At 59.8% G+C, this 22,892-nt stretch carries 19 protein-coding genes; 13 read left to right on the forward strand and 6 right to left on the reverse strand.

The window, feature by feature from the left end; translation table 11 throughout:
- Positions 1-119: 119 nt before the first annotated feature.
- The 5 genes from ADU59_RS17670 to ADU59_RS17690 all read left to right on the forward strand — a co-directional run bounded on the left by ADU59_RS17670 (position 120) and on the right by ADU59_RS17690 (position 8,803).
- Entirely contained in the window at positions 120-1,373 is a 1,254-nt protein-coding gene (locus ADU59_RS17670) for a ferredoxin reductase family protein (RefSeq protein WP_244506455.1), read from the forward strand.
- A 48-nt stretch (positions 1,374-1,421) separates the two neighbouring features.
- Complete coding sequence (locus tag ADU59_RS17675) at positions 1,422-4,676, forward strand: c-type cytochrome (RefSeq protein ID WP_068955478.1); 3,255 nt, start codon at positions 1,422-1,424, stop codon at positions 4,674-4,676.
- 111 nt (positions 4,677-4,787) lie between these two features.
- Positions 4,788-5,684, forward strand: coding sequence for an OmpA family protein (locus ADU59_RS17680; RefSeq protein ID WP_068955479.1), 897 nt, complete (start codon positions 4,788-4,790; stop codon positions 5,682-5,684).
- Positions 5,685-5,687: 3 nt separating this feature from the next.
- Entirely contained in the window at positions 5,688-7,223 is a 1,536-nt protein-coding gene (locus tag ADU59_RS17685; protein WP_068955480.1) for a caspase family protein, read from the forward strand.
- Entirely contained in the window at positions 7,223-8,803 is a 1,581-nt protein-coding gene (locus tag ADU59_RS17690; RefSeq protein WP_068955481.1) for a caspase family protein, read from the forward strand. The genes ADU59_RS17685 and ADU59_RS17690 overlap by 1 nt, the downstream gene beginning before the upstream one ends.
- Before the next feature lie 75 nt (positions 8,804-8,878).
- On the opposite strand, the gene ADU59_RS17695 is transcribed toward ADU59_RS17690, so the two are convergent.
- The 4 genes from ADU59_RS17695 to ADU59_RS17710 all read right to left on the reverse strand — a co-directional run bounded on the left by ADU59_RS17695 (position 8,879) and on the right by ADU59_RS17710 (position 13,173).
- Entirely contained in the window at positions 8,879-9,655 is a 777-nt protein-coding gene (locus ADU59_RS17695) for an amino acid ABC transporter ATP-binding protein (protein WP_068955482.1), read from the reverse strand.
- Between the two features lie 19 nt (positions 9,656-9,674).
- Positions 9,675-10,832 carry an amino acid ABC transporter permease gene (locus ADU59_RS17700; RefSeq protein WP_068955483.1) on the reverse strand — a complete coding sequence of 386 codons (1,158 nt, stop codon included), beginning with the start codon at positions 10,830-10,832 and terminating at the stop codon, positions 9,675-9,677.
- Positions 10,833-10,836: 4 nt separating this feature from the next.
- The gene (locus ADU59_RS17705; RefSeq protein WP_068955484.1) at positions 10,837-12,030 is read right to left on the reverse strand and encodes an amino acid ABC transporter permease; all 1,194 of its coding nucleotides are present in this window, start codon (positions 12,028-12,030) and stop codon (positions 10,837-10,839) included.
- Positions 12,031-12,147: 117 nt separating this feature from the next.
- Entirely contained in the window at positions 12,148-13,173 is a 1,026-nt protein-coding gene (locus ADU59_RS17710) for an amino acid ABC transporter substrate-binding protein (protein WP_068955485.1), read from the reverse strand.
- A gap of 355 nt (positions 13,174-13,528) precedes the next feature.
- Between ADU59_RS17710 and ADU59_RS17715 the strand changes: the two genes are divergently transcribed.
- Both ADU59_RS17715 and ADU59_RS17720 read left to right on the forward strand, forming a co-directional pair.
- Positions 13,529-14,719, forward strand: coding sequence for a cystathionine beta-lyase (locus tag ADU59_RS17715; protein WP_068955486.1), 1,191 nt, complete (start codon positions 13,529-13,531; stop codon positions 14,717-14,719).
- 143 nt (positions 14,720-14,862) lie between these two features.
- The gene (locus ADU59_RS17720; protein WP_068955487.1) at positions 14,863-15,477 is read left to right on the forward strand and encodes a hypothetical protein; all 615 of its coding nucleotides are present in this window, start codon (positions 14,863-14,865) and stop codon (positions 15,475-15,477) included.
- A 60-nt stretch (positions 15,478-15,537) separates the two neighbouring features.
- Here ADU59_RS17720 and ADU59_RS17725 read toward each other — a convergent pair whose 3' ends face one another.
- Entirely contained in the window at positions 15,538-16,701 is a 1,164-nt protein-coding gene (locus ADU59_RS17725; protein ID WP_068955488.1) for an FAD-dependent monooxygenase, read from the reverse strand.
- Positions 16,702-16,719: 18 nt separating this feature from the next.
- Positions 16,720-16,965: a zinc-finger domain-containing protein gene (locus ADU59_RS17730; RefSeq protein ID WP_068955489.1), complete on the reverse strand. Its 246-nt coding sequence runs from the start codon at positions 16,963-16,965 to the stop codon at positions 16,720-16,722.
- 165 nt (positions 16,966-17,130) lie between these two features.
- Here ADU59_RS17730 and ADU59_RS17735 point away from each other — a divergent pair, with 165 nt between their 5' ends.
- The 6 genes from ADU59_RS17735 (at position 17,131) to clpA (ending at position 22,867) form a co-directional block, all read left to right on the forward strand.
- The gene (locus ADU59_RS17735; RefSeq protein ID WP_068955490.1) at positions 17,131-17,916 is read left to right on the forward strand and encodes an alpha/beta fold hydrolase; all 786 of its coding nucleotides are present in this window, start codon (positions 17,131-17,133) and stop codon (positions 17,914-17,916) included.
- 102 nt (positions 17,917-18,018) lie between these two features.
- Positions 18,019-18,846, forward strand: a complete 828-nt coding sequence (gene cysE, locus ADU59_RS17740) for a serine O-acetyltransferase (RefSeq protein WP_068955491.1) — start codon at positions 18,019-18,021, stop codon at positions 18,844-18,846.
- A gap of 99 nt (positions 18,847-18,945) precedes the next feature.
- The gene (locus ADU59_RS17745) at positions 18,946-19,149 is read left to right on the forward strand and encodes a DUF3126 family protein (RefSeq protein WP_068955492.1); all 204 of its coding nucleotides are present in this window, start codon (positions 18,946-18,948) and stop codon (positions 19,147-19,149) included.
- A gap of 231 nt (positions 19,150-19,380) precedes the next feature.
- The gene (locus ADU59_RS17750; RefSeq protein ID WP_068955493.1) at positions 19,381-19,734 is read left to right on the forward strand and encodes a phasin family protein; all 354 of its coding nucleotides are present in this window, start codon (positions 19,381-19,383) and stop codon (positions 19,732-19,734) included.
- Between the two features lie 250 nt (positions 19,735-19,984).
- Positions 19,985-20,338: an ATP-dependent Clp protease adapter ClpS gene (gene clpS, locus ADU59_RS17755; RefSeq protein WP_037166601.1), complete on the forward strand. Its 354-nt coding sequence runs from the start codon at positions 19,985-19,987 to the stop codon at positions 20,336-20,338.
- 9 nt (positions 20,339-20,347) lie between these two features.
- Positions 20,348-22,867 (forward strand): ATP-dependent Clp protease ATP-binding subunit ClpA, encoded by a 2,520-nt coding sequence (gene clpA, locus ADU59_RS17760; protein ID WP_068955494.1) that lies wholly within the window; start codon positions 20,348-20,350, stop codon positions 22,865-22,867.
- Positions 22,868-22,892 lie beyond the last annotated feature (25 nt).

The following is a 22,892-nucleotide window of genomic DNA, read 5'->3' on the forward strand; positions in this document are numbered from 1 at the left end:
TAAAGCCCGCCGTAAAATCGTATGTTCTACAATAGCGGTTGACGAAGCTTGAGGGGCTTGCCAGTCTTGCCTTCGAGGATTCCGGCTGCTGCGGGAATGGTGAGGGATATTTTGTGAGCGTGGGCGCTTTTCTTGTCTGGTCGCTGATGGGACTTGCAGGGCTTCTGGCCGTGCCTGCGGTCAGTCACACCAATGCAGGCACCACCTTTTCGCTGATGGCGTCGTCGGCCGCATTCACTGGCATGGCGATCGCGCAGTTCATGGCGACGCGACCGCCCTTCGTCGAACGCCTGTTTGGCGGGCTCGACCGGATTTACCGGACACATCGCAAGGTCGGCATCACAGTGCTTATCCTGATCCTCGTGCACTATTTCATAACGCCGGATTTCAAGGGCCTGTCGCTGACCGGCGGATTGAACAAGCTGGCAGCCTCGGCCGGGGAATATGCATTCTACGGTCTGGTCGTGCTGCTGGTGCTGAGCATCGTCAAGATCATTCCGAAGACGAAAATCGAGATTCCCTATCATCTCTGGCGCTTGACCCATCGCTTCATCGGGCTGCTGTTCGTGATGGTCGCCTTCCACCAGACCTTCATCAAGAGACCGTATGACGGTACCGCGATGCTGGCGACCTATCTCAACGTCTTCGCGCTGATCGGCACGGCAAGCTATCTCTACACTCAGCTCTTTCCATGGTTGCGCACCCGCAGCTACGAGGTCTTCGACGTGACGCGCCCTGAGGGGGCGACGATCATTTCGGCACGGCCAACCGGGCGGCCGCTCAAGGCCAAACCCGGCCAGTTCGGGTTCTTCCGCGTCAACAAGCCCGGCCTGCGTGAACCGCACCCCTTCACGATCGCCGGGATGGATGAGAGCGGTGTCGTCCGGTTCGCCATCAAGCCGCTGGGCGATTACACAACGACGTTGCGCGAAGGCATCGCTGTTGGCGACCGTTTGAAGCTGGAGGGGGGCTATGGCCGTTTCAACCACCGCCGGGGCGGCAAGAAGCAGATCTGGCTGGCCGGCGGCATCGGTGTGACGCCATTCCTTGCCATGGCGGGACGCCTCAAGGGCGATGAGGGCCAGGACATTCATATGGTATATTGCGTGCGCGACCGGAGCGAGGCCATCGGTCTCGATACGTTCGAGGCACAGGCGGAAAAACTTTCGAATTTCAGTTTTACTTTGCATGATTCCAGAACCGACGGACGGCTCGACGCGGCGAAACTTGCGGCATCGAGCCTCGTCGATCCGGCGGGGGCAGATCTCTGGTTCTGCGGGCCGCCGCCGTTGAGAAAAGCAATTGAAAAAGGCCTGAGGGACCTCGGCAAGACGCCCAGACGGGTCGAGTTCGAGCAGTTCGAGTTCCGCTAGGTGCGTGCCGTATATTTTTGTCGTTTGAGAAAGCAAGGAGAACACGCCATGCGCCTGTTCGATCGACTGCCCGGGAAAATGATCCGCAGCCTGCGCCTGCCGCGCCACATGCTGGCGATGGCTGTCGCCGTTCTGGCACTTGTGCACTGTCCGGGCACGGCGTCGGCGCGCGATGCCTTTGCTGACGATGCCTATGCGACCTACAAGGCCAACACCGGCAACGGCAAATATCTGTTCAACGCATCCGGTTGCGGCGCCTGCCATGGATCGGGCAGCAATACCGAACTCCTGTCCGGCGGCCTGCAGATGGACACCGCGATCGGCAAGTTCTATGCGCCGAACATTTCGCCCCATGCCAACGGCATCGGCGGCTGGACGAACGCGCAGTTTCTCAATGCGGTGATGCAGGGGATCGATCGCGAGGGCAACAATCTCTATCCCGTCATGCCCTACACGGCCTATGGCGGCATGAAGCCGGAGGATGTGCTCGACATCAAGGCCTATATCGACACGCTGATCCAGTCCGATGCCGTCTCCAAGGAGCACGAAATCGCTTTCCCCTATAGCCGCCAGACGACGATAACGCTGTGGAAGCGCAGCCATTTCAATGTGCCGGAATATCAGTCACGCGAAGAAACGCAGATGGAGCGTGGACGCTATCTCGTCGAGAATGTCGGCGGCTGCGGCGATTGCCACACGCCCCGCACGACGACCTACGGCCTTGATATGGAGAACGCCTATGCGGGTGAAAAAGGCCTGACCGGGGCGGTGGCGCCCGATATCACCAAGGCGCGGATGGCGGGGCTTGCCTCTCCCGAGGTCTTCACCGTCGGCCTGATCGACGAAGGCAAGAAACTGTCGGGCGCGCCGCTGACCGACCCGGTGATGCGCCAGATCGCCCACGGTCTTTCCGTGTTGACCGAGAAGGACCGCACGGCAATCTACGCCTTCCTCTCCGATCGTGAGGTCAAGCCGCCGCAGCCGGTGGCGCAATCGGCAACGGCGGTCTGCAAGGAAAGCACGCCTGCGGCCGCTCTCTCCGGCGACAATGTGGCCCTGGCAACGCAGGCCGATGCCTTCATCGGCAAATATTGCCGCAATTGTCACGGTCCGGGTGAAGGCTCTCAAGGGTCCTATCCGGCCGGCGACCTGACGACGATCGCTGCCGATGCAGCCTTTGTGGTTCCGGGCAACGCCTCCAAGTCGCGTCTGTTCACCTCGGTCACCAGCGGCCGCATGCCGCTTGGCAAGCGCCCGACGGCGGAAGAGGTCAAGAGCCTCGAAGACTGGATCAATTCGCTCAAGCAATCGGACCTGCCGCAAACGGCAGCGAGCAAACCGGATCGCACGCGGCCGATATTGTCCTATGGCGATTTCATCGAGGCCGGGCTGAAGGATATTTCCAAGGTCAGCGACCTCGACCGGCAATACATGCGCTATTTCTCCTATCGCAACCAGTACAACGGCATGATGGGCTGCGAGGAGGACAAGACCTTCATGAAGCGCATGGACGTGCTGGCAGGCGGCTTCAAGAAGCTTTTGAACTCACTGTCCTACGGTCCGAAGCTCGTTCTTCCGCAGGAGGTCGAAGGAACCAATGGGCTGATGGTCCGGGTGGATCTTCGCGACCTGCAATGGTCGGCGGAGGACTACAACTTCCTGATCTCGCAATATTTCTATGGTGTCGATCCCGCCAGCAACGCATCGCTTCTGGCGCTGACCAAGGAAACCGACACCGTCCTGCCGATCATGCGTGTCGACTGGTTCATGGCCAATGCGGCCAAGCCGAAGATCTATAATGTGCTGATGAAGCTGCCGACGCATATCGCGGAACTGGAGAAGCGCTTCCAGATCAATGTGGATGAGAATATCCGCCGCCGTCAGGTGCTCCGGGCAGGCTTTGCCGACGGCTCTTCCGGTGTGTCGGACCACAACCGCATGCTGGAGCGCCATGATATGCCGTTCGGCGGCTACTACTGGAAATCCTACGATTTCGGCGGCGACGTCGGCCGGCAGGTGCTGAAACGCTTCCCGCATGGTCCGAAGGAACTGGAGCCGCTCGATGGCGGCCTTACCGCCTTCGAGCATGACGGCGGCGAAATGATTTTCTCGCTGCCGAACGGCCTGCAGGGCTACTACCTGTCGACGTCGGCAGGCAAGCAGCTGGATGTCGGTCCGACATCGATCGTCTCCTTCCGCAAGCGGCCGATCGGCAAGGGCGTCGAGATCGTCAATGCCCGGTCCTGCTTCGACTGCCATGCCAACGGCATCCTGTCGAAGCGCGACCAGCTGCGCGAACATATCCAGACGTCGACGCTGTTCAGCAAGGATCAGCAGGCGATCCTGCTGGACATGTATGTGCCGCAGGAAGAACTCGACGCTGCCTACAACAAGGACCGCCAGCGCTTTGTCGAGGCGTTGGTCAAGCTTGATGTGACAGAGCCGACGCCGGATGGCAGCGCGCAGAGCATGCAGGCGCCGGGCAATGCCGAACTCGTCACCTATTTTGCCGATAAGTACGAGGACGAACTCGATTTCGACGCGCTGGCGGCGGAGTTCGATATGACGCCGCAGGAGTTTTCATCGGCGATCAAGCGGGTCGAGGATGTTGATACGCTGCGGCTCGGTATCGATTGGGTGACGACGCTGGAGGCCGGCGGCACCATCCCGCGTGCCGAAGTCGAGCAGCAGTTTCCGCTGTTGCTGCACCCGTTGATGCAGCTGAAGCCGCTCGATACCACCACGGTTCATCTGGCCGAGGCCAATCCCGCCCAGGACGTGGCGGGCCAGGCGGCGCAGCAGGATTACGTCAAGGCCGAGACCGTCGCTGCCGCAACACCGGCCTATCGCAAGGAAAAGCCTGCCGATAACAACAAGCTCGAACTGGCTCTCAACGTGAATTCGACGACCGCAAAAGTCGGTGACCAGCTGTCCTTCGAGCTGAGCTCCAACAAGGCCTGCGAACTGCAAATCCTCTACGTCGAGGAGACCGGCAATGTTGAGGTCATTCCGGATGCGATGATCGGCAACACCACGTTGCAGGCCGGTGAAAAACGGTTGATCCCTCAGCCTGGCACCGGCAACCTGACCTTCGATTCGCCTGCGCCTGCCGAGACGATGATCGCCTATTGCCGTGAAGGCGGCCTTGGCGACCAGAAGCTCTCGGCGGAGCGGGCCCGCCAGCTTGTGGCACAATCGCATCTGCCGCCGACACGCGGGCTGGCCATCAATCTGGCGAAGAAGGCCGAAGACGACAAGGGCGCCAGCGGCCTGCAGGTGGTGACCTTCGAGATCAAGCAATAGCGAAGAGACCAGCCGCCCGTTGGCGGCCGGTCACCCGACTATCCGGCATGCTGGAATGGCGGGCATGTCGGGCTGGCCGGCATGTTGGACTGGAATGAGAAAGACGGCGTCATGAAGATGAAGATCGTGGTTGGAGCATCGCTGTTGGCATTGTTTTCGGCCGGCACTGCGTCCGCTGCGTGCGATGCTCTGGCACAGGTAGCCGAGGCCACCAATGCCGGAAACGAAGCGCTTGCGCATGAGATCGGTGGCAGGCCAAAGCCGGGATGCACGACCGACGACAAGGCGATGATCAGCCGGGTGGTGGCGCTGTCATCGTTCAACCGGATCGTTGGCGCGGTCGGGCAGGGCGCCAACCTTTCGGATTTCGAGCCGGAACTCGAAACGATCCGCAAGGCCGATTCAGCGCCCTGGCAGGTGTTCGACGCGCTCGGTGATATCAACCGGGATCGCCGGGATTACGAGAGCGCGGCGCGCTATTATCAGCTGGCGCTCGAAGACGCGTCCAATGAGGTGCTGACGCCCGGTTGGATGGCTCCGGACGAGAAATACATCGTGCGGCTCGATCATATGGCCACCGAGATGCGGCTGGCGGCGCCAAGGCCGGTGAAGCTTGCCATGCGCGGCGCCTGCAAGATCAGCTACCGTGGGGTTTCGCTGAAGAAGAAATCGACACCGGTGCGCTATGTCTTCGGCACCGCGGAGTTCACGCCGGAAGGGCTGGAATCGGCCAGAGATCTGTCGGAGTGCCTCAAATCCGTCAAGCCGAAGGCGATCACGTTGATTGGCCACACGGATCCGGTGGGGGCTGCACAGGCCAATCGGGTGCTGTCGCTGAAGCGGGCCGATGCCCTGGCGCAATATCTTGTCGCTGAGGGGTATGCGGGTCAGTGGGCAACCGTCGGCAAGGGCGAGGACGAGCCCTTCAAGGCGGATGATGCCAGCGCCTATGACGAGGAGACGCTCAACCAGATGAACCGGCGTGTCGAAGTCGATGTGGAGAATTGAATAATGCTGCGCGGCTTTCTTCTCGCACTTCTGGTTTCAGCCGCGCCGCTCAGCGCTGCCAGCGCCGCGACCTATGCGCTGGTGGTCGGCATCGATGCCTACCCTTACGAGGTCAACCTCGATGGGGCCGTCAAGGATGCCCGCGATGTCGCAGTTGCGCTGCAACGCGCCGGCGTTGACCGGATGACGACGTTTTTCGATGCGGCGGCACGCAAGGATGACATCCGGGCCGCCTGGACGGGCTTTGTGGAGGGCGCAGTCAAGGGCGATACGATCATCTTCACCTATGCCGGTCATGGTGCGCAGATGCCGGAACTTGTCGCCGGCGATGAGGCCGACGGGCTGGATGAATTCCTGCAGCTGCCCGGTTTCGATCGCAGCCGCGCCGCGGAAACGGATCGCGAGATCATTGTCGACAACGAGCTGAATGCCTGGTTTTCGGAGGCCGAGGCCAAGGGTGTTCATGTTCTCTTCGTCTCCGACAGCTGCCATTCCGGCGGCATGAGCCGGTCTTTTTCCGGCAAGACGCGCCTTGCCCATGCCGTCACGGTCAAGCTGCCGCCGCCATCGGAAGAGGCCGTTTCCGGCGCTGGGGTCAAGGAGGGCGATTTCCGCCAGGTGACGGTGCTGGCCGCCTCGCTGGAAAGCCAGCCATCGCCCGAAGTCATCATCAATGGCGAGGCACGTGGCGCGCTGAGCTGGAGCTTTGCCCGCGCCGTCGAGGGAGCGGCCGATCGCAACGGCGATGGCAAGATATCCCGGATCGAGCTGGAGGACTATGTCTTCGCCAATGTGAAGTCTCAGTCCGAAGCCTTGCAGATCCCCAATTTCACACCGCAGCTGCCGCGCTCCGAGGATGAAGTGGTGCTGCCGCTGACCCGCAGCGCGGCGGTCGCGGCCGATCCCAATGTGAAAAAGACCTACAAGCCGGTGCGTGAAGCCGGCTGGGACGGCAAGCTGGCACTGACAGTCAGCGGCTCTGATCTCGTGCCCGAAAACACCGGCGGCGCAGGCGTTCCCTATCGCTGGGATGCGGCCGAAGGCATCTTTTATACCCCGAACGGCGATGTCGCGGGCGAACATATCGATGCGGCTGCGGTCCAGTCCGTGGTGGAAAAATTCATCCTGCTGGATTTCCTGAAGGCGATGGCCAGCCAGAATCCGGGCACGGTATCGCTGACGCCGCAGAAGGACATCTATGCGGCGGGCGACCGGATTTCCTTCGATGCGCCGGCATCGGGCTACAGGAACATGGTGGTCTTCAATCTTGCCAATAGTGGCCAGGTGCAATTGCTGGACGTCCAGGCAGAGGGGACAGTCAGCCAGGAATTCAAGCTGAGCAATTTGCAGGTGGTGGAACCGTTCGGGGCGGATCATCTGATCGTCATTTCCACCAATGAGCCGGTCGATGCGATCGGTGCTGCGCTGGCAAGCAAGAACGCCGATGCCGCGACCGTGCTGCAGCTTCTGTCGTCGCGCATCGACGGAACCGACACCAGCGTGGCGATCCAGCCGCTCTATACCCGGGAAAAGCTCTGATGGCCGCTTTGCGCTCCGCCTTTTCGCATTCTGCCCTGGGATTGCTGTCGTGCCTTGCTTTTCTGGGCGCGCAACCGCTGGCGGCAAGGGCCGAGGATAAGGCCCTGCTGATCGGCATCGGAACTTATGCAAATCTGCCGGAAGACATGTTCCTGCATGGGCCGAAGAACGATGTGAAGGCCATTCAGCAGCTTTTGACGGGAACGCTGTCCTTCAAACCGGAGGAGATCCGGGTTTTGACCGACGAGCAGGCGACGCGGCAGGCAATTCTGTCGTCGATGGAAGAATGGCTGATTGCCGCAACCGTACCGGGCGACCGCGTCTACCTTTATTTCTCCGGGCACGGTCTCCAGGTCAAGGATCTCAGTGGCGATGAGGAGGACGGAATGGACGAAGCCATTTCGACCTACGACATCAAGGCGGGTGATACGGATTGGACGAATGTGATCCTTGACGACGAGATCGAGGCGGTGCTGGAAAAACTGAAGGGCAGGGCCGTGACGCTGGTGATCGATGCCTGCCACTCCGGCACGATTTCGCGATCATTGTCACCGCAAGCGGCGTCCGGTCAGAAAGGCGCGCGTTATCTGCCGCGTCCCTTCGCCCAGGATTCCAGGCAGAACGTGACCAGAGGCCTTCGCATCGATCTGGGCGTCATCGACAAACCGGCCAGGTTGACCGCCGGCGGTGTCACGGCCTGGAGTGCGGCAGCCCCCTATCAGGTCGCGTGGGACGATGTGCGGCAACCGGTCGAGGAGCGTCATGGGGTTTTCACGTCAGCTTATATAGCCGGCTACAAACCGGCGGAAGCCGACGCCAACGGCAATGGTCTGGTGAGCAATGCCGAGCTTTTCGAATATGTGACGAAGAAGTCGAAGGAATATTGCGCAGCCCAGGAGAATTGCGACGATCTCGATCCGCAGCTGGAAACCGTGCCCGATGCGCTCGGCACCAGTGTCGCCAAACCCGAACCGTACACGGCGGAGCAAACGGCGGCGGATCAGCCCCAGAATAAACCGGAGAACAAGCCGGAGCCCGTCTACCAGCAGGCGAAAACCGAGGCCGGCACCGCGCCCGCCTATGTTGACGCAAATCCCATTGACGCCATCGGCGATATTGTCGGCAAGGCGGATACCGGCGATGTGACGGTTTCGCTCGATACCGGCCCGATGCTGAAGAAGGGGCAGTCCTTCAAGATCTCCGTCACCAGCCGGTATGACGGCAATCTCGTCCTTCTGGATGTAAACGGCGAGGGCATCGCAACGCAGATTTTCCCCAACGACATGGCGAAAAAGATCACACCGCTTTCAGCGGGATCGACATTGACCATACCGGATGACTATTATGGCTTCGATTTCGAGGCTGACGGCAGCGGTGAGAACATGCTGGTGGCGATCGTCGTCAGCGATGCGGTGGACCTGAAGGACGTTGCGCCTTCAGCGCAAGGCCTGAGCGCCGCGCTCGATGCCCGCCAGAGCCTCAGTGCGATCGTTGCCAGGCTTCAGAAAACCTGGACCGGCGATACCGAAAACCGCGGCGTGCGCTGGTCGCTGGGAACGCTGAAATACACCATCGAGTGATATCCCAATGAGAAAGGCCCGCGACAACGAACGGTCGCGGGCCTTTCTGGTGTAATGACGATGGCCTTCGTGCCCTCAGTGCAGGATCTGGCTGAGGAACAGCTTGGTGCGCTCGTGCTGTGGGTTGTCGAAGAAGGCGGCCGGCTCGTTCTGTTCGACGATCTGGCCCTGGTCCATGAAGATGACGCGGTTGGCGACCTGGCGCGCAAAGCCCATTTCGTGGGTGACGCAGATCATCGTCATGCCTTCTTCGGCAAGGCCGACCATGGTGTCGAGCACTTCCTTGATCATTTCCGGATCGAGCGCCGATGTCGGCTCGTCGAACAACATGACGCGCGGGTTCATGCAGAGCGAACGGGCGATCGCCACGCGCTGCTGCTGACCGCCGGAGAGCTGGCCCGGATACTTGTTGGCCTGTTCCGGGATCTTGACGCGCTTGAGGAAGTGCATGGCGATTTCTTCCGCCTGCTTCTTCGGCATCTTGCGCACCCAGATCGGCGCCAGCGTGCAGTTCTCCAGGATCGTCAGGTGCGGGAAGAGGTTAAAGTGCTGGAACACCATGCCGACTTCGCGGCGCACTTCATCGATCTTCTTCAGATCGTTGGTGAGCTCGATGCCATCGACGATGATGTTGCCCTTCTGGTGCTCTTCCAGACGGTTGATGCAGCGGATCATCGTCGATTTTCCGGAGCCGGACGGGCCGGCAACGACGATGCGCTCACCGCGCATGACCTTCAGATTGATGTCGCGCAGAACGTGGAAGTCTCCGTACCACTTGTTCATGCCGATGATTTCAACAGCGACATCGGTAGACGAAACTTCGATTTTCAGCGGTTTGGCTTCAGCTGCCATGGTATTTCCCCTTGAATTGTTATCGTTTGTGACCTTTGTCGAGCTTTCGTTCCATGAACCCTGAATAGCGCGACATGCCGAAGCAGAAAAGCCAGAAAGTGAATCCGGCAAAGACGAGGCCGGACAGCGGCGTCACCGGTGATGCCCAGTTGGCGTCCGAGAAGTTCTGGCGAACGATGCCGAGCAGATCGAACATGCCGATGATCGATACCAGCGAGGTATCCTTGAACAGGCCGATGAAGGTGTTGACGATACCCGGGATCACCAGTTTCAGCGCCTGCGGCAGAATGATCAGCCGCATCTTCTGCCAATAGCTCAGGCCCAGCGAATCGGCGCCTTCCCCCTGTCCCTTCGGAATGGCCTGCAGGCCGCCGCGTACCACTTCGGCCATATAGGCGGAAGCAAAGAACGACACCCCGATCAACGCACGCAGGAACTTGTCGACCGTCATGCCCTGCGGCAGGAACAGGGGCAGCATGACGCTGGCCATGAACAGCACCGTGATCAGCGGAATGCCGCGGACGATCTCGATGAAGATGGTGGAGATCATCCGGATGACCGGCATCTTCGATTGCCGCCCGAGCGCCAGGACGATGCCGAACGGCAGTGACACGGCAATCCCCACGAAGGAGAGGATGAGCGTGACCATCAGGCCGCCCCAGAGCGGGGTTTCCACATAGGGAAGGCCCAGGACGCCGCCGATCAGGATGAAGAACGACAGGATAGGCAGCACGCCGAAAAGCAGGATGGCATTCAGGCCCTTGTACGGGACCTTCGGAATGAGAATCGGCACCAGCAGCGCAACGAACAGAGCGCCAACCAGCATCGGACGCCAGCGTTCGTCGATCGGATAGCGTCCGAACAGGAAGACGTCGAATTTTGCGCTGACGAAGGCCCAGCATGCGCCGCTCCAGCCTTCCGGCTGCGAGCCGCCCTGAGCGGCCGTCGCACAAACGCCGCGCCCCCCGCCTGTCCAGGACGCGTCGATGAACAGCCATTTGATCATCGGCGGCAGAAGCCAGGCGAGAAGCAGGATGGCGAGGATCGTCAGCACCGCATCTTTCGGCGTCGCCAGGAGGTTCTTGCGAATCCAGGCGATATAGCCCTTCTCCAGCACCGGCGGTGCCGATTGGGTGAGCATGCTGGTGCGAACGAAATTGGTCTGATGTGTGTTCATGATCTTATCTCTCCACCAGTGCCATCTTGGCGTTGAACCAGTTCATGAACAGCGATGTCGACAGGCTGAGCGTCAGATAGACGATGATCCAGATGCTGACGATTTCGACGGCCTGACCGGTCTGGTTGAGGATCGTGCCGCCGACGGCGACCAGATCGGCATAACCGATGGCGATGGCCAGCGACGAGTTCTTCGTCAGGTTGAGGTACTGGCTGGTCAGCGGCGGAATGATGATCCGCATCGCCTGCGGTACGACGACCAGGCGGGTGGTCAGGCCCGGCCGCACACCGAGCGCATGCGCCGCCTCCGACTGGCCATGGCTGACGCCGCGAATACCGGCGCGCACGATTTCGGCGATGAACGCGGCCGTGTAGAATGACAGGGCCAGGAACAGCGACAGGAATTCCGGACCGACGACCGATCCGCCCGTCAGGTTGAACTTGCCGGCAATCGGAACATCGAAAGAGATCGGCGTGCCGGTGGCGATCAAGGTCAGAAGCGGTAGGCCGATGACCAGTCCCAGCACCGTCCACAGCACCGGCAGGCGCTTGCCGGTCTCCATCTGCAACTTGCTCGCATAGCGCGCGAAGAAAATGCTCGCGATTACGGCAATGACCAGGGCATAGAACGTGAACTGCGCGCCGCTTTCGAAAACGGGCTTGGGGAAGGCCAGGCCGCGATTGTTGATATACATGTCCAGCGGCAGCGCCAGCGATTCCCGGGGCTGCGGCAGCACGGCGAGAACGCCCGAATACCAGAAGAAGATGACGAGCAGCGGCGGAATGTTGCGGAAAACTTCGACATAGACCATCGACAGCTTGGCGATCAGCCAGTTCTTCGACAGCCGGCCGATGCCGACCAGAAAGCCGATGATCGTCGCGGTGATGATACCGGTGACGGCGACAAGGATGGTGTTGAAAAAGCCGACGACGAGCGCGCGGCCGTAGGTCGAATCGCTGGAAAACGCGATCAGCGACTGGCCGACGTCAAAGCCGGCGCGCCCGTTCAGGAAGCCGTAGCCGGAAGCGATGTTGGCGCGCTTGAGATTTTCGATGGTGTTCGTGGTCACCCAGTAGATGAACGCGGCGAGCAAAAGCAGCGTTACGGCCTGGTAGATGATACCGCGGACCTTGGGGTCGTTCAGAATTGAGCCGGTCGGCTTGTCCTTGCCGGGCGGAATCGTGGCGTCAATTGTCATTCAGAGCCTCTTATCCCCTGTTCGCCCTGTTTCGAGCGTTTCTTATTTTTAAGCGGGTGTTTTTTATTTTTAGGAGAGAGAAAGCGGCCGAAGCCGCTTTCCCGTTGTCAAATGGTCTTAGCGAACCGGCGGCGCATACTGGATGCCGCCCTTGCTCCAAAGCGCATTCAGGCCGCGTTCGATCTTCAACGGGCTGCCTGCACCGATGTTGCGGTCGAAGACTTCGCCGTAGTTGCCCACGGCCTTGATGATCTTCACGGCCCAATCGTTTTCGAGACCGAGATCGGTACCGATCTTGGTATCGGCTTCGACACCGAGGAAGCGCTGAATGTCCGGGTTCGTGGACTTCTTCATTTCCTCGACGTTTGCCTGGGTGATGCCGAAGTCTTCAGCGCCGACGAGCGCGTAATGCACCCACGAAACGATGTCAAACCACTGGTCATCGCCCTGGCGAACGGCGAGGCCAAGCGGCTCCTTGGAAATGATCTCCGGCAGGATGATGTGATCGTCCGGTGCTGCCAGCGTCAGGCGCAGCGAATAGAGGCCGGACTGGTCGGTCGTGTAGACGTCGCAACGGCCTGCGTCGTAGGCGGCGTTCACTTCTTCGAGCTTTTCGAACACGACCGGATTGTACTGAAGGTTGTTGGCCTTGAAATAGTCGGCAAGGTTCAGTTCGGTCGTCGTGCCGGTCTGGACGCAGACCGCGGCGCCGGACAGTTCGAGAGCCGACTTCACATTCAACGACTTGCGGACCATGAAGCCCTGGCCGTCATAGTAGTTGACGGCGCGGAAGTTGAAGCCGAGCGCGGTGTCGCGGTTGATCGTCCAGGTCGTGTTACGGGCCAGTACGTCCACTTCGCCGGACTGCAGCGCCGGGAAACGGTCCTTGGCAGAAGTCGGGGTATATTTCACCTTGGTTGCGTCGCCGAAAATGGCGGCGGCAATGGCCTTGCAGTAATCGACGTCGAAACCGCTCCAGTTGCCGGATGCGTCAGGAGAAGCAAAACCGGTCAGGCCGGTGTTGACGCCGCATTGCAGGAAGCCCTTTGCCTTCACGTCGCCAAGTGTCGTCGCGGACGCAGCCTGGGTGCCAATCCCCATGACGGCAGCGCCGATAAGCGCTGTCAGAATTCTTTTTGCCATTTTTAGAACCTTTTTCTGTTGTCTTTGTTCTCGTCCCGCACCGCTGCCCTTAAGTTAAGCGCAAGCGCAAGGTGCGGCCCCCGCCACCCTCCTGGCGCGAGTACCGTCTATCTCATGCTCAAAACATCGCAGGGTCAAGACGCGTTGCCGATTTTCTGGGCCGCGCGACGAAAATCGTGGATTACGCCGTATGTTTGGGCAGTTTTGGGTCGTTTGGTGCAGTTTTTTGTCTAAAAAACCGCCAAAAATCGTATTTTTGCCATTTGTGCAGTACGCCGGCACGGAAGTCACTTGACCCTTTGGTCCCGCGCACGGAAAAGTGCGCGCACATGAAATTTCACAAGCGGGCCTTCCCATGAATGACAAGAATGACTTCCTCGCCGGCGCCGGCGTGAATACCCGGCTGTCGCATATCGGCAATTCGCCGTCCGACTTTCATGGCTTCGTCAATCCGCCTGTCGTGCATGCCTCCACGGTGCTGTTTCCCAATGCGAAAGCCATGGAAACCCGGGCGCAGAAGTATACCTATGGCACCCGCGGGACGCCAACCACCGATGCGTTGTGCGAGGCGATCGATGCGCTGGAAGGTTCGGCGGGGACCGTCCTCGTGCCGTCCGGGCTGGCGGCCGTCACGGTGCCGTTCCTGGCGTTCCTGTCGGCGGGCGATCATGCACTGATCGTCGATTCGGTCTATTTCCCGACGCGGCATTTCTGCGACACCATGTTGAAGAGGCTCGGTGTCAGCGTCGATTACTACGATCCGATGATCGGTGCCGGCATCGAAAGCCTGATCAAGCCGAATACCAGGCTCGTGCATACCGAAGCGCCGGGTTCCAACACCTTCGAGATGCAGGATATCAGTGCGATTTCCGCTGTCGCGCATCGTCACGGATGTGTGGTGACGATGGACAATACCTGGGCGACGCCGCTCTACTTCAAGCCGCTGGATCATGGCGTCGACGTGTCGATCCATGCCGCGACCAAATATCCCTCCGGTCATTCCGATATTCTGATGGGCACCGTCTCCGCCAATGCGGCCCATTGGGAGCAATTGCTGGAAGCCCATGGTGCCCTTGGCCTGTGCGGTTCACCCGATGACAGCTACCAGATCCTGCGTGGCCTGCGCACTATGGGGATCCGCCTCGAGCGCCACCAGGAAAGCACGCTTAACATCGCCCGGTGGCTGGAGGAGCGCGAGGATGTTGCACGCGTCCTGCATCCGGCTTTGCCGAGCTTTCCGGGCCACGATCTCTGGAAGCGCGACTTCACCGGCTCCAGCGGCATTTTCTCGTTCGTCCTGAAAGTCGACAGCCAGGAGCAGTTCAAGGCCAAGGCGCATGCCTTCCTCGATGCCCTGTCAATCTTCGGGCTTGGCTGGTCCTGGGGCGGTTTCGAAAGCCTCGCCGTTCACGCTGGCCTCTCCGATCGCCGGGTCAGCAAAGCACCAAGCGAAGGTCCGGTCATCCGGCTGCAGATCGGGCTGGAGGACGTGGCCGATCTCCGCAGGGATATCGAAGCCGGTTTTGCGGCGGCAAAAGCGCTCTGACGTTCGGGGGGCGATTCATCTGGAGGGCGAATGACAGCCAAAGGCTACTCCGCTGGTCCAGTTGAACCCTCGTGGATTTGAGGCAGGCAGGCCGATGTTGTCCAGAACCGTATACTTTAACTGGGACCATTTGACGGGTTCACATGACCAGCGATGACATTATTTCAGTGACGTATAAGCCGGATCCGAGCCACATCTCCGACTATGTACTCGGATATCAGCACCAAGCTTATGAAAATTACCGTATGATTTTCGGCAACCCTTGGGCGCGCTATTTTGCCCGGGTTAGAACAAATCTATCGCTGCTCTCGGCATTGGCTGTTGCCGTCATTTATTCGATAACTTTGCCGTGGTTTCCCGGCGTCTGGCCTATTGTCGGTTATTGGGTTTTTGCACCTGCGCCGTTTGCGGCCCTGGCTGTCTGGTGCATTCTTTGGCACGGCGCGAGACGTTCGAGGAGGTCGTATCACGAGGCTTTCGCGCGCTGGAATATCGAACACGAGCGAATGTACTCGCCTCACTATCAGATTGAGATCGGTCCACAGGGCTATAAGCAGGTCACGAGACTTGATACGGTACAGCTCAGCTGGGCGCGTTATCATCTTGCGGTCTTGCAGCCGGACAGTCTGGTGCTGGTTTTCCATGGAACGGTCGCTGTTATTCCAGTCAGCGCCTTGCCCTTTGCTCCAACGGATGTTGCTGAGAAAATCCATCGTTGGTCCATGGCCCAACAGCAGGAGATTATCCCTTTATCCTGATGCTGCGCCTCAGATGGATGCGGGGACGGCTTAGGGTAACATTTCCCCGACAGGCCACCTTCAGTCGCGCGGCTCGTATCCATAGAGCCAGTCGAAATCGGCAGCCAGGCTTTCCGGTCGCCGCATCGATAGAACGAGATCCCGCCCGAGCCGCACCGGACCACGGGCGTGATAGGCAAAACGGTTGAAGGCGCCGCGGGAACGCACACGGGCAATCCGGCTTTTCCGGTGATCAACAAAGGCTGAGAGCGACTGGCCGTTCGCCACGAAGGAGGCGAGTTCAAACGCATCCTCGATCGCCATGGCAGCGCCTTGGGCGGCAAACGGCATCATCGCATGCGCCGCGTCGCCGATCAGGATGGCTTCTTCGCCCCGGTGCCAGGCACCGTCGCCGACCTCGTACAGTGGCCAGATTGTCGGCGCGGATGCCTGTTTCAGCATATGGGCAATCTGCGGATGCCAGCCGGAAAATGCAGCGGACAACAACCGCCGTCGCGATTCGTCCTCGGGCAGGGCGTGGTCCCAGGCGTCGCCGGGATTGCGCCCGCCGGTGATCGCAACCACGTTGAAACTGCCTGTTTTCACCAGGGGGTAGGCGACAAGATGGGAGCCGCCGCCCAGAAATGCCGCGACTTTCCGGCTTTCGAAAACAGCCGGAGCTGCGGCCTCACCGAGCGTCAAGCGCCAGGCGACATTGCCGGAAAACATCGCTTTTCCAGCGCCTTCCATCCGATCTCTGATCCCGGACCAGACGCCGTCGGCGCCGACCACCAGGCGCGGCACAGTGCCGATAATTTGTGCGATGGAACCGGCGGCGGGATCGTCGATCTGCATGCCAAGATGAAGACGGCACAGCGGATTGGCTTCCACGGCATCAAGCAGGGTTGTCTGAAGATCGGTCCTGCGCAGAACGCCATAGGGTGATGCCCAGTGATCCCGCGCGAACGGGCCTGATGGGACGGAGGCCAATGTTCGCAACGATGTTCCGTCGACGAGATCGATGACTTCCGGCTCGCTCCAGACTTTTTCAAGCTGCGGGAGCAGGCCGAGCCGCGCCAGTATCCGCGTGGCATTGGGGGACAGCTGTAACCCGGCGCCGGCCTCGCTGAGGGCGGACGTCCGTTCGAAGATCTCGCTGGGAATACCCTTGCGGGCAAAACAAAGAGCAGCCGTCAGTCCGGCAATGCCAGCTCCGACGATTGCGACGGGTTTGCCCCGGTTCATGTCGGGAGCGTTTGCCGCTCAGGCCGCCTTCGCATTGAAAGTGCAGCCGTCCGGCACCGTCTGGTCCGCATGGAGCTTGGCGTTGTAACGGTACAGCGTCGAGCAGTAGGAACAGACCTTTTCGATATCATCGCCCATGTCGATATAGATATGCGGATGGTCGTAAGGAACGGATGCGCCGGTGCACATGAATTCCTTGACGCCGATCTCGATCACCGCGTGGCCGCCGTCGTTCTGGAAGTGAGGAATACCGTGCCCGGCCATGTCATGCTCCGTCGTCTGGAAGGATAGTCGAATTTGGCCGCACCATAGAAAGCTTTGCACAAAAAGTGTAGCGGCAAAGATGCCGCGGCCGTGCGTTTTTTGGTGTGCCGGGGTTTTCCCCATGCGGCCGCTGCCATAGGTTCGCTCAAAAACAGGACACCTGCGATGGATTTGAACCCGCCCGCCTTTTCGACCTTTACCCATGACGGCCTCTCGATCGCCTATTTCGACGAGGGTGATCCGTCCGGTGATCCCATTCTTCTGATCCACGGATTTGCATCCAGCGCCAATGTGAACTGGGTCTATCCGGGTTGGCTGAAGACGCTGGGCGATGCGGGATACCGGGTGATCGCGCTCGACAATCGCGGCCATGGCGCCAGCGGCAAGCCGCATGATCCCGGGGTCTATCATCCATCGGCAATGGCAGGCGATGCCGCGGCGCTGCTGGACCATCTCGGCATCGCCGAGGCGCATGTGATGGGCTATTCGATGGGCGCGCGCATTTCCACCTTTCTGACGCTGGCGCATCCCGACCGCGTCCGCTCTCTTGTTCTCGGCGGGCTCGGCATCGGCATGGTGACCGGCGTCGGCGATTGGGATCCGATCGCGGATGCGCTCAACGCTCCGTCTCTCGATGTGGTGACCCACGAGAGGGGGCGGATGTTCCGCGCCTTTGCCGATCAGACCAAAAGCGACCGCAAGGCGCTTGCCGCCTGCATTTCGACCTCGCGCGATCTGCTGTCGGCCGAGGATATGGGCCGCATCGACGTGCCGGTGTTGATTGCCGTTGGTACCAAGGACGATATAGCCGGTTCGGCACAGGAACTGGCCGCTCTTGTTCCTGGTGCCGAGGCGCTGGATATTCCCGGTCGCGATCATATGCTTGCCGTCGGCGATCGGGTCTTCAAGAAGGCCGTGCTTGAGTTTTTGGCAAAGGTCGGGCACGCTTGAGGCTGATGAGGGCTTCCAGGCTTCAATTTTCGGCCAGCCATTTATATCCGGCACGATTTGGCCTATATCACATCGACAGACAGACGACGAAGGAGAGTGGCGATGGTCGCCAGGACTGACATACGCCCGACCGAAACCGTGAAGATCATGGATCCGATCTGGGACAGTCTGCAGGAGGAAGCGCGGATTGCGGCCCAGAACGATCCCTTGCTCGCGGCCTTTCTCTATTCCACCATCATCAACCAGCATTCGCTGGAAGACAGCGTCATCTACCGGATCTGTGAACGGCTCGACCATCCCGATCTGCAGGCCAACCTGCTGCGCCAGACCTTTGCCGAAATGCTGGAAGACTGGCCGGAATGGGGCAGTATCCTGCGTGTCGACATCCAGGCGGTCTACGACCGTGATCCGGCCTGCACCCGTTTCCTCGAGGCAATCCTGTATTTCAAGGGCTTCCATGCGATCCAGACCCACCGGCTGGCGCATTGGCTGATGAACCGCGGACGCCGCGATTTCGCGCTCTACCTCCAGAGCCAGTCCTCGTCGGTTTTCCAGACCGACATCAACCCGGCAGCACGCATCGGCAAGGGCATCTTCCTCGATCATGCGACGGGGCTCGTGGTTGGCGAGACTGCGGTTATCGGCGACAATGTCTCCATCCTGCATGGCGTGACGCTCGGCGGCACCGGCAAGGAGGGCAGCGACCGCCATCCCAAGATCGGTAACGGCGTGCTGATCGGCGCCGGCGCGAAGATCCTCGGCAACATTCATATCGGCAATTGCTCCCGCGTTGCCGCGGGCTCCGTCGTGCTCAAGGAGGTTCCGCCGAAGACCACGGTCGCCGGCGTTCCGGCACGCGTGGTCGGTGAAGCCGGCTGCTCGGAGCCGTCGCGGTCGATGGATCAGTTGCTGGTTTCGTTCGAGATTTGATCCCGGCGTTTTGTCGGGTGGCCGCCTTGCCGGGGGTTTACACCGCTTGAGGCTCTGTGCGAAAAGCGGCGCAAATCAAACCGCCATGGAGAAAAGACTTTGAAGCCCGAAGAAATCAAAAAGCTGGAAGCCTATTTCAAGCGCACCTTCAACCAGGCGATGGTCATCAAGGCGCGGCCGAAGAAGGACGAATCCGCCGAGGTCTATCTGGGCGACGAGTTTCTGGGCGTTGTCTTCCGGGACGAGGAGGACGGTGAACTGTCCTATAACTTCTCGATGGCCATTCTCGATATCGACCTCTGAATGCCATTTTCAGTTGAACGTATAAATTTGACCCGGCTCTGATCTTCAGGCCGGGTTTTTTGATAAATCATACTTTTTGTTTATTTTTTCGCTGAAAACGGGCTGTTTCCGCGGTTTTTCATCAAGCTGTTGCAATGATAGCGTTTTATTGCATTGCACGTATACATTGACTTTATTGTGCGGTGCACATAAATTATTGCTGTCGCGAGCCATCAAAAAAGGAGCAGCCTGATGTTCAATTTCGAAGATGCGAATAAGAAGAGCAAGGAAACGATGGACACGATGTTGAAGAGCTATGCGTCGCTGACGAAGGCTTTTCAGGCGATCGCCACGGAAGCCGCCGACTATTCGAAGAAGGCTTTTGAAGACAGCGTTGCCCACATCGAGAAAATCAGCACCGTCAAGAGCGTCGAGGCCGCGTTCGAACTGCAGACCGGCTACGTGAAATCCGCCTACGAAGGCTATATCGCCGAAGCCACGAAGATCGGCGAAATGTATGCCGACCTCGCCAAGGACGCCTACAAGCCTTACGAAGCGCCGGTCGCCAAGGCGACGGCCGCTGTCAAGGCCGCCGCTGCCGCTTGAGGCTGCTGCCCCACAATTTGAACGTTGAAAAACCGGCCACGCGTTTCGTGGTCGGTTTTTTGTTGTCTGCGTGGCATATTGATGATCTGCGGGTTCAGAAAGTTGATCAATCTTGTGCCTCATGACGCAAATATGATTGCAGTGCGGAAGAACAGCCTTAAAATCCGGAAAAGAACCACTAGATTATGTGTCACGAACAGGTCGCGAATATCTCCCAAGCATTTGCGGCTGGACAAGGGAATGAAGTAGAATGATCGCCATGCCGGTCCGGATGCAAAAAGACAGCGACGGGGATGGGGGCAATGCCAACCGTGGCACGTCTGTCATCACTCGGACAAAGCCGAAGACCAAGAAGCCGAGCCTGTATCGCGTTCTGCTTCTGAACGATGACTACACGCCGATGGAATTCGTGATCCACATCCTGGAGCGCTTTTTCCAGAAGGACCGCGAAGCGGCAACTCTGATCATGCTGCACGTTCACAATCACGGCGTGGGTGAATGCGGTGTTTTTACCTACGAAGTTGCCGAAACCAAAGTGACGCAGGTGATGGATTTCGCCCGCGAGCATCAGCACCCGCTGCAATGCGTCATGGAAAAGAAATGAGGAACTGACGTGCCAACATTTTCAACAAGCCTTGAAAAGGCGCTGCATCAGGCTCTGACGCTGGCCAACGAGCGCCATCATGAATATGCGACCCTGGAGCACCTCCTGCTGGCGTTGATCGACGACGCCGATGCGGCGGCGGTCATGGGCGCATGCAACGTCAACCTCGACAGCCTGCGCAAGACCGTATCCGATTATGTCGACAACGAACTCGGCAACCTGGTGACGGGCTATGACGAGGATTCCAAGCCGACGGCGGGCTTCCAACGGGTCATCCAGCGGGCCGTGATCCATGTCCAGTCGTCCGGACGCGAGGAAGTGACGGGCGCCAATGTGCTCGTTGCCATCTTCGCCGAGCGCGAGAGCCATGCCGCCTATTTCCTGCAGGAGCAGGAGATGACGCGCTACGATGCGGTCAATTTCATATCGCACGGCATCGGCAAGCGGCCCGGCGCCTCCGAGGCGCGTCCGCCGCGTGGCGCCGACGAGCCGGAATCCGAGCAGAAGGCATCACGCGAGCAGGATGAAAGCGGCCCGAAGAAGCAGCAGGATGCGCTGACCGCCTATTGCGTCAACCTCAACGAGAAGGCCAAGGTCGGCAAGATCGACCCGCTGATCGGCCGCCATGCCGAGGTCAACCGCACCATTCAGATCCTGTGCCGCCGCTCGAAGAACAACCCGCTCTATGTCGGTGACCCCGGCGTCGGCAAGACGGCGATCGCCGAAGGTCTGGCCAAGCGCATCGTCGAGAAGAAGGTGCCGGAAGCGTTGCAGGACGCGACGATCTTTTCGCTCGACATGGGCACGCTGCTCGCCGGCACCCGCTATCGCGGTGACTTCGAAGAGCGGCTGAAGCAGGTCGTCAAGGAACTGGAAGAATATCCGGGCGCCGTGCTGTTCATCGACGAGATTCACACCGTGATCGGTGCCGGTGCGACTTCCGGCGGTGCCATGGACGCCTCCAACCTGTTGAAGCCGGCTCTGTCTTCGGGCGCGATCCGCTGCATCGGCTCGACCACCTACAAGGAATACCGCCAGTTCTTCGAAAAGGACCGCGCGCTGGTGCGCCGGTTCCAGAAGATCGATGTCAGCGAACCGACCATCGACGATGCCATCGAGATCATGAAGGGGCTGAAGCCCTACTTCGAGGACTATCACAAGCTGAAATACTCGAACGAGGCGATCAAGTCGGCCGTCGAGCTTTCGGCCCGCTACATCAACGACCGCAAGCTGCCGGACAAAGCGATCGACGTGATCGACGAGACCGGTGCTGCCCAGATGCTGTTGCCCGTCAACAAGCGCCGCAAGCTGATCACCGAAAAGGAGATCGAAGCAACGATTGCAACGATGGCCCGCATTCCGCCGAAGTCTGTTTCCAAGGATGACGAGGCCGTTCTCGCCAATCTGGAAAAGGAACTGCGTTCGGTCGTCTACGGTCAGGATCTGGCAATCGAAGCGCTTGCCTCGGCGATCAAGCTGGCGCGTGCCGGTCTTCGCGAGCCCAACAAGCCGATCGGCTCCTACGTCTTCTCCGGCCCGACAGGTGTCGGCAAGACGGAAGTCGCCAAGCAGCTTGCAGCGTCGCTCGGCGTGGAACTCATCCGCTTCGACATGTCGGAATATATGGAGCGCCACACCGTCTCGCGTCTGCTCGGTGCACCTCCCGGCTATGTCGGCTTCGACCAGGGCGGCCTTTTGACCGATGGTATCGACCAGCATCCGCATTCGGTTCTGCTGCTTGATGAAATCGAGAAGGCGCATCCGGACCTGTTCAACATCCTGTTGCAGGTCATGGATCACGGCTCGCTGACGGACCACAACGGCAAGAAGATCGACTTCCGCAACGTCATCCTGATCATGACGACGAACGCGGGCGCATCGGAAATGGCCAAGGCTGCCTTCGGTTTCGGTTCCTCCAAGCGCGAAGGCGATGATGTCGAGGCGCTGAACCGCCTGTTTACGCCGGAATTCCGCAACCGTCTCGATGCGGTGATCCCGTTTGCATCGCTGCCGACGCCGGTCATCCATCAGGTCGTGCAGAAGTTCGTCATGCAGCTGGAAACCCAGCTTGCCGAACGCAACGTCACCTTCGATCTGCAGCCGGAAGCCATCGCCTGGCTGGCCGACAAGGGCTACGATGAAAAGATGGGTGCGCGGCCGCTGGCGCGCGTCATCCAGGAACACATCAAGAAGCCGCTCGCCGATGAAATTCTCTTCGGCAAGCTGAAAAAGGGCGGCGTCGTCAAGGTAACGGTCGGCACCAAGCCTGATGGCACAAAGGGCCTGTTCCTCGACTACGTTCCGGAAACGGCGCGCATCAAGCCGAAGGCAGAAGTCGTGGCGCCGGTGAAAAAGGCGTCCAAGGCGGCAAAGCCGAAGGAAATGGAAACCGTCGGTGCCGAGCCGGAAAGCCGCGCCAAGCCGAAGAAGGCATCCAAGGCGGCTGTGAGCGAAGAGCCGGCGACTGCCAAGGCTGCCGAGCCGCCCCGCAAGGGAAGCACGGTGCCGAAGGTACCGCGCAAGAAGTAGGCGTATAGAAAAGAGAGACACAGTG

The sequence above is a fragment of the Pararhizobium polonicum genome, assembly GCF_001687365.1.
Lineage (GTDB): Bacteria > Pseudomonadota > Alphaproteobacteria > Rhizobiales > Rhizobiaceae > Pararhizobium > Pararhizobium polonicum.

Coding starts and splice junctions, on each gene's coding strand:
- ADU59_RS17675 (WP_068955478.1), top strand. CDS start 1,422: ATGCGCCTGTTCGATCGACTGCCCGGGAAAATGATCCGCAGCCTGCGC.
- ADU59_RS17680 (WP_068955479.1), top strand. CDS start 4,788: ATGAAGATGAAGATCGTGGTTGGAGCATCGCTGTTGGCATTGTTTTCG.
- ADU59_RS17685 (WP_068955480.1), top strand. CDS start 5,688: ATGCTGCGCGGCTTTCTTCTCGCACTTCTGGTTTCAGCCGCGCCGCTC.
- ADU59_RS17690 (WP_068955481.1), top strand. CDS start 7,223: ATGGCCGCTTTGCGCTCCGCCTTTTCGCATTCTGCCCTGGGATTGCTG.
- ADU59_RS17695 (WP_068955482.1), bottom strand. CDS start 9,655: ATGGCAGCTGAAGCCAAACCGCTGAAAATCGAAGTTTCGTCTACCGAT.
- ADU59_RS17700 (WP_068955483.1), bottom strand. CDS start 10,832: ATGAACACACATCAGACCAATTTCGTTCGCACCAGCATGCTCACCCAA.
- ADU59_RS17705 (WP_068955484.1), bottom strand. CDS start 12,030: ATGACAATTGACGCCACGATTCCGCCCGGCAAGGACAAGCCGACCGGC.
- ADU59_RS17710 (WP_068955485.1), bottom strand. CDS start 13,173: ATGGCAAAAAGAATTCTGACAGCGCTTATCGGCGCTGCCGTCATGGGG.
- ADU59_RS17715 (WP_068955486.1), top strand. CDS start 13,529: ATGAATGACAAGAATGACTTCCTCGCCGGCGCCGGCGTGAATACCCGG.
- ADU59_RS17720 (WP_068955487.1), top strand. CDS start 14,863: ATGACCAGCGATGACATTATTTCAGTGACGTATAAGCCGGATCCGAGC.
- ADU59_RS17725 (WP_068955488.1), bottom strand. CDS start 16,701: ATGAACCGGGGCAAACCCGTCGCAATCGTCGGAGCTGGCATTGCCGGA.
- ADU59_RS17730 (WP_068955489.1), bottom strand. CDS start 16,965: ATGGCCGGGCACGGTATTCCTCACTTCCAGAACGACGGCGGCCACGCG.
- ADU59_RS17735 (WP_068955490.1), top strand. CDS start 17,131: ATGGATTTGAACCCGCCCGCCTTTTCGACCTTTACCCATGACGGCCTC.
- cysE (WP_068955491.1), top strand. CDS start 18,019: ATGGTCGCCAGGACTGACATACGCCCGACCGAAACCGTGAAGATCATG.
- ADU59_RS17750 (WP_068955493.1), top strand. CDS start 19,381: ATGTTCAATTTCGAAGATGCGAATAAGAAGAGCAAGGAAACGATGGAC.
- clpS (WP_037166601.1), top strand. CDS start 19,985: ATGATCGCCATGCCGGTCCGGATGCAAAAAGACAGCGACGGGGATGGG.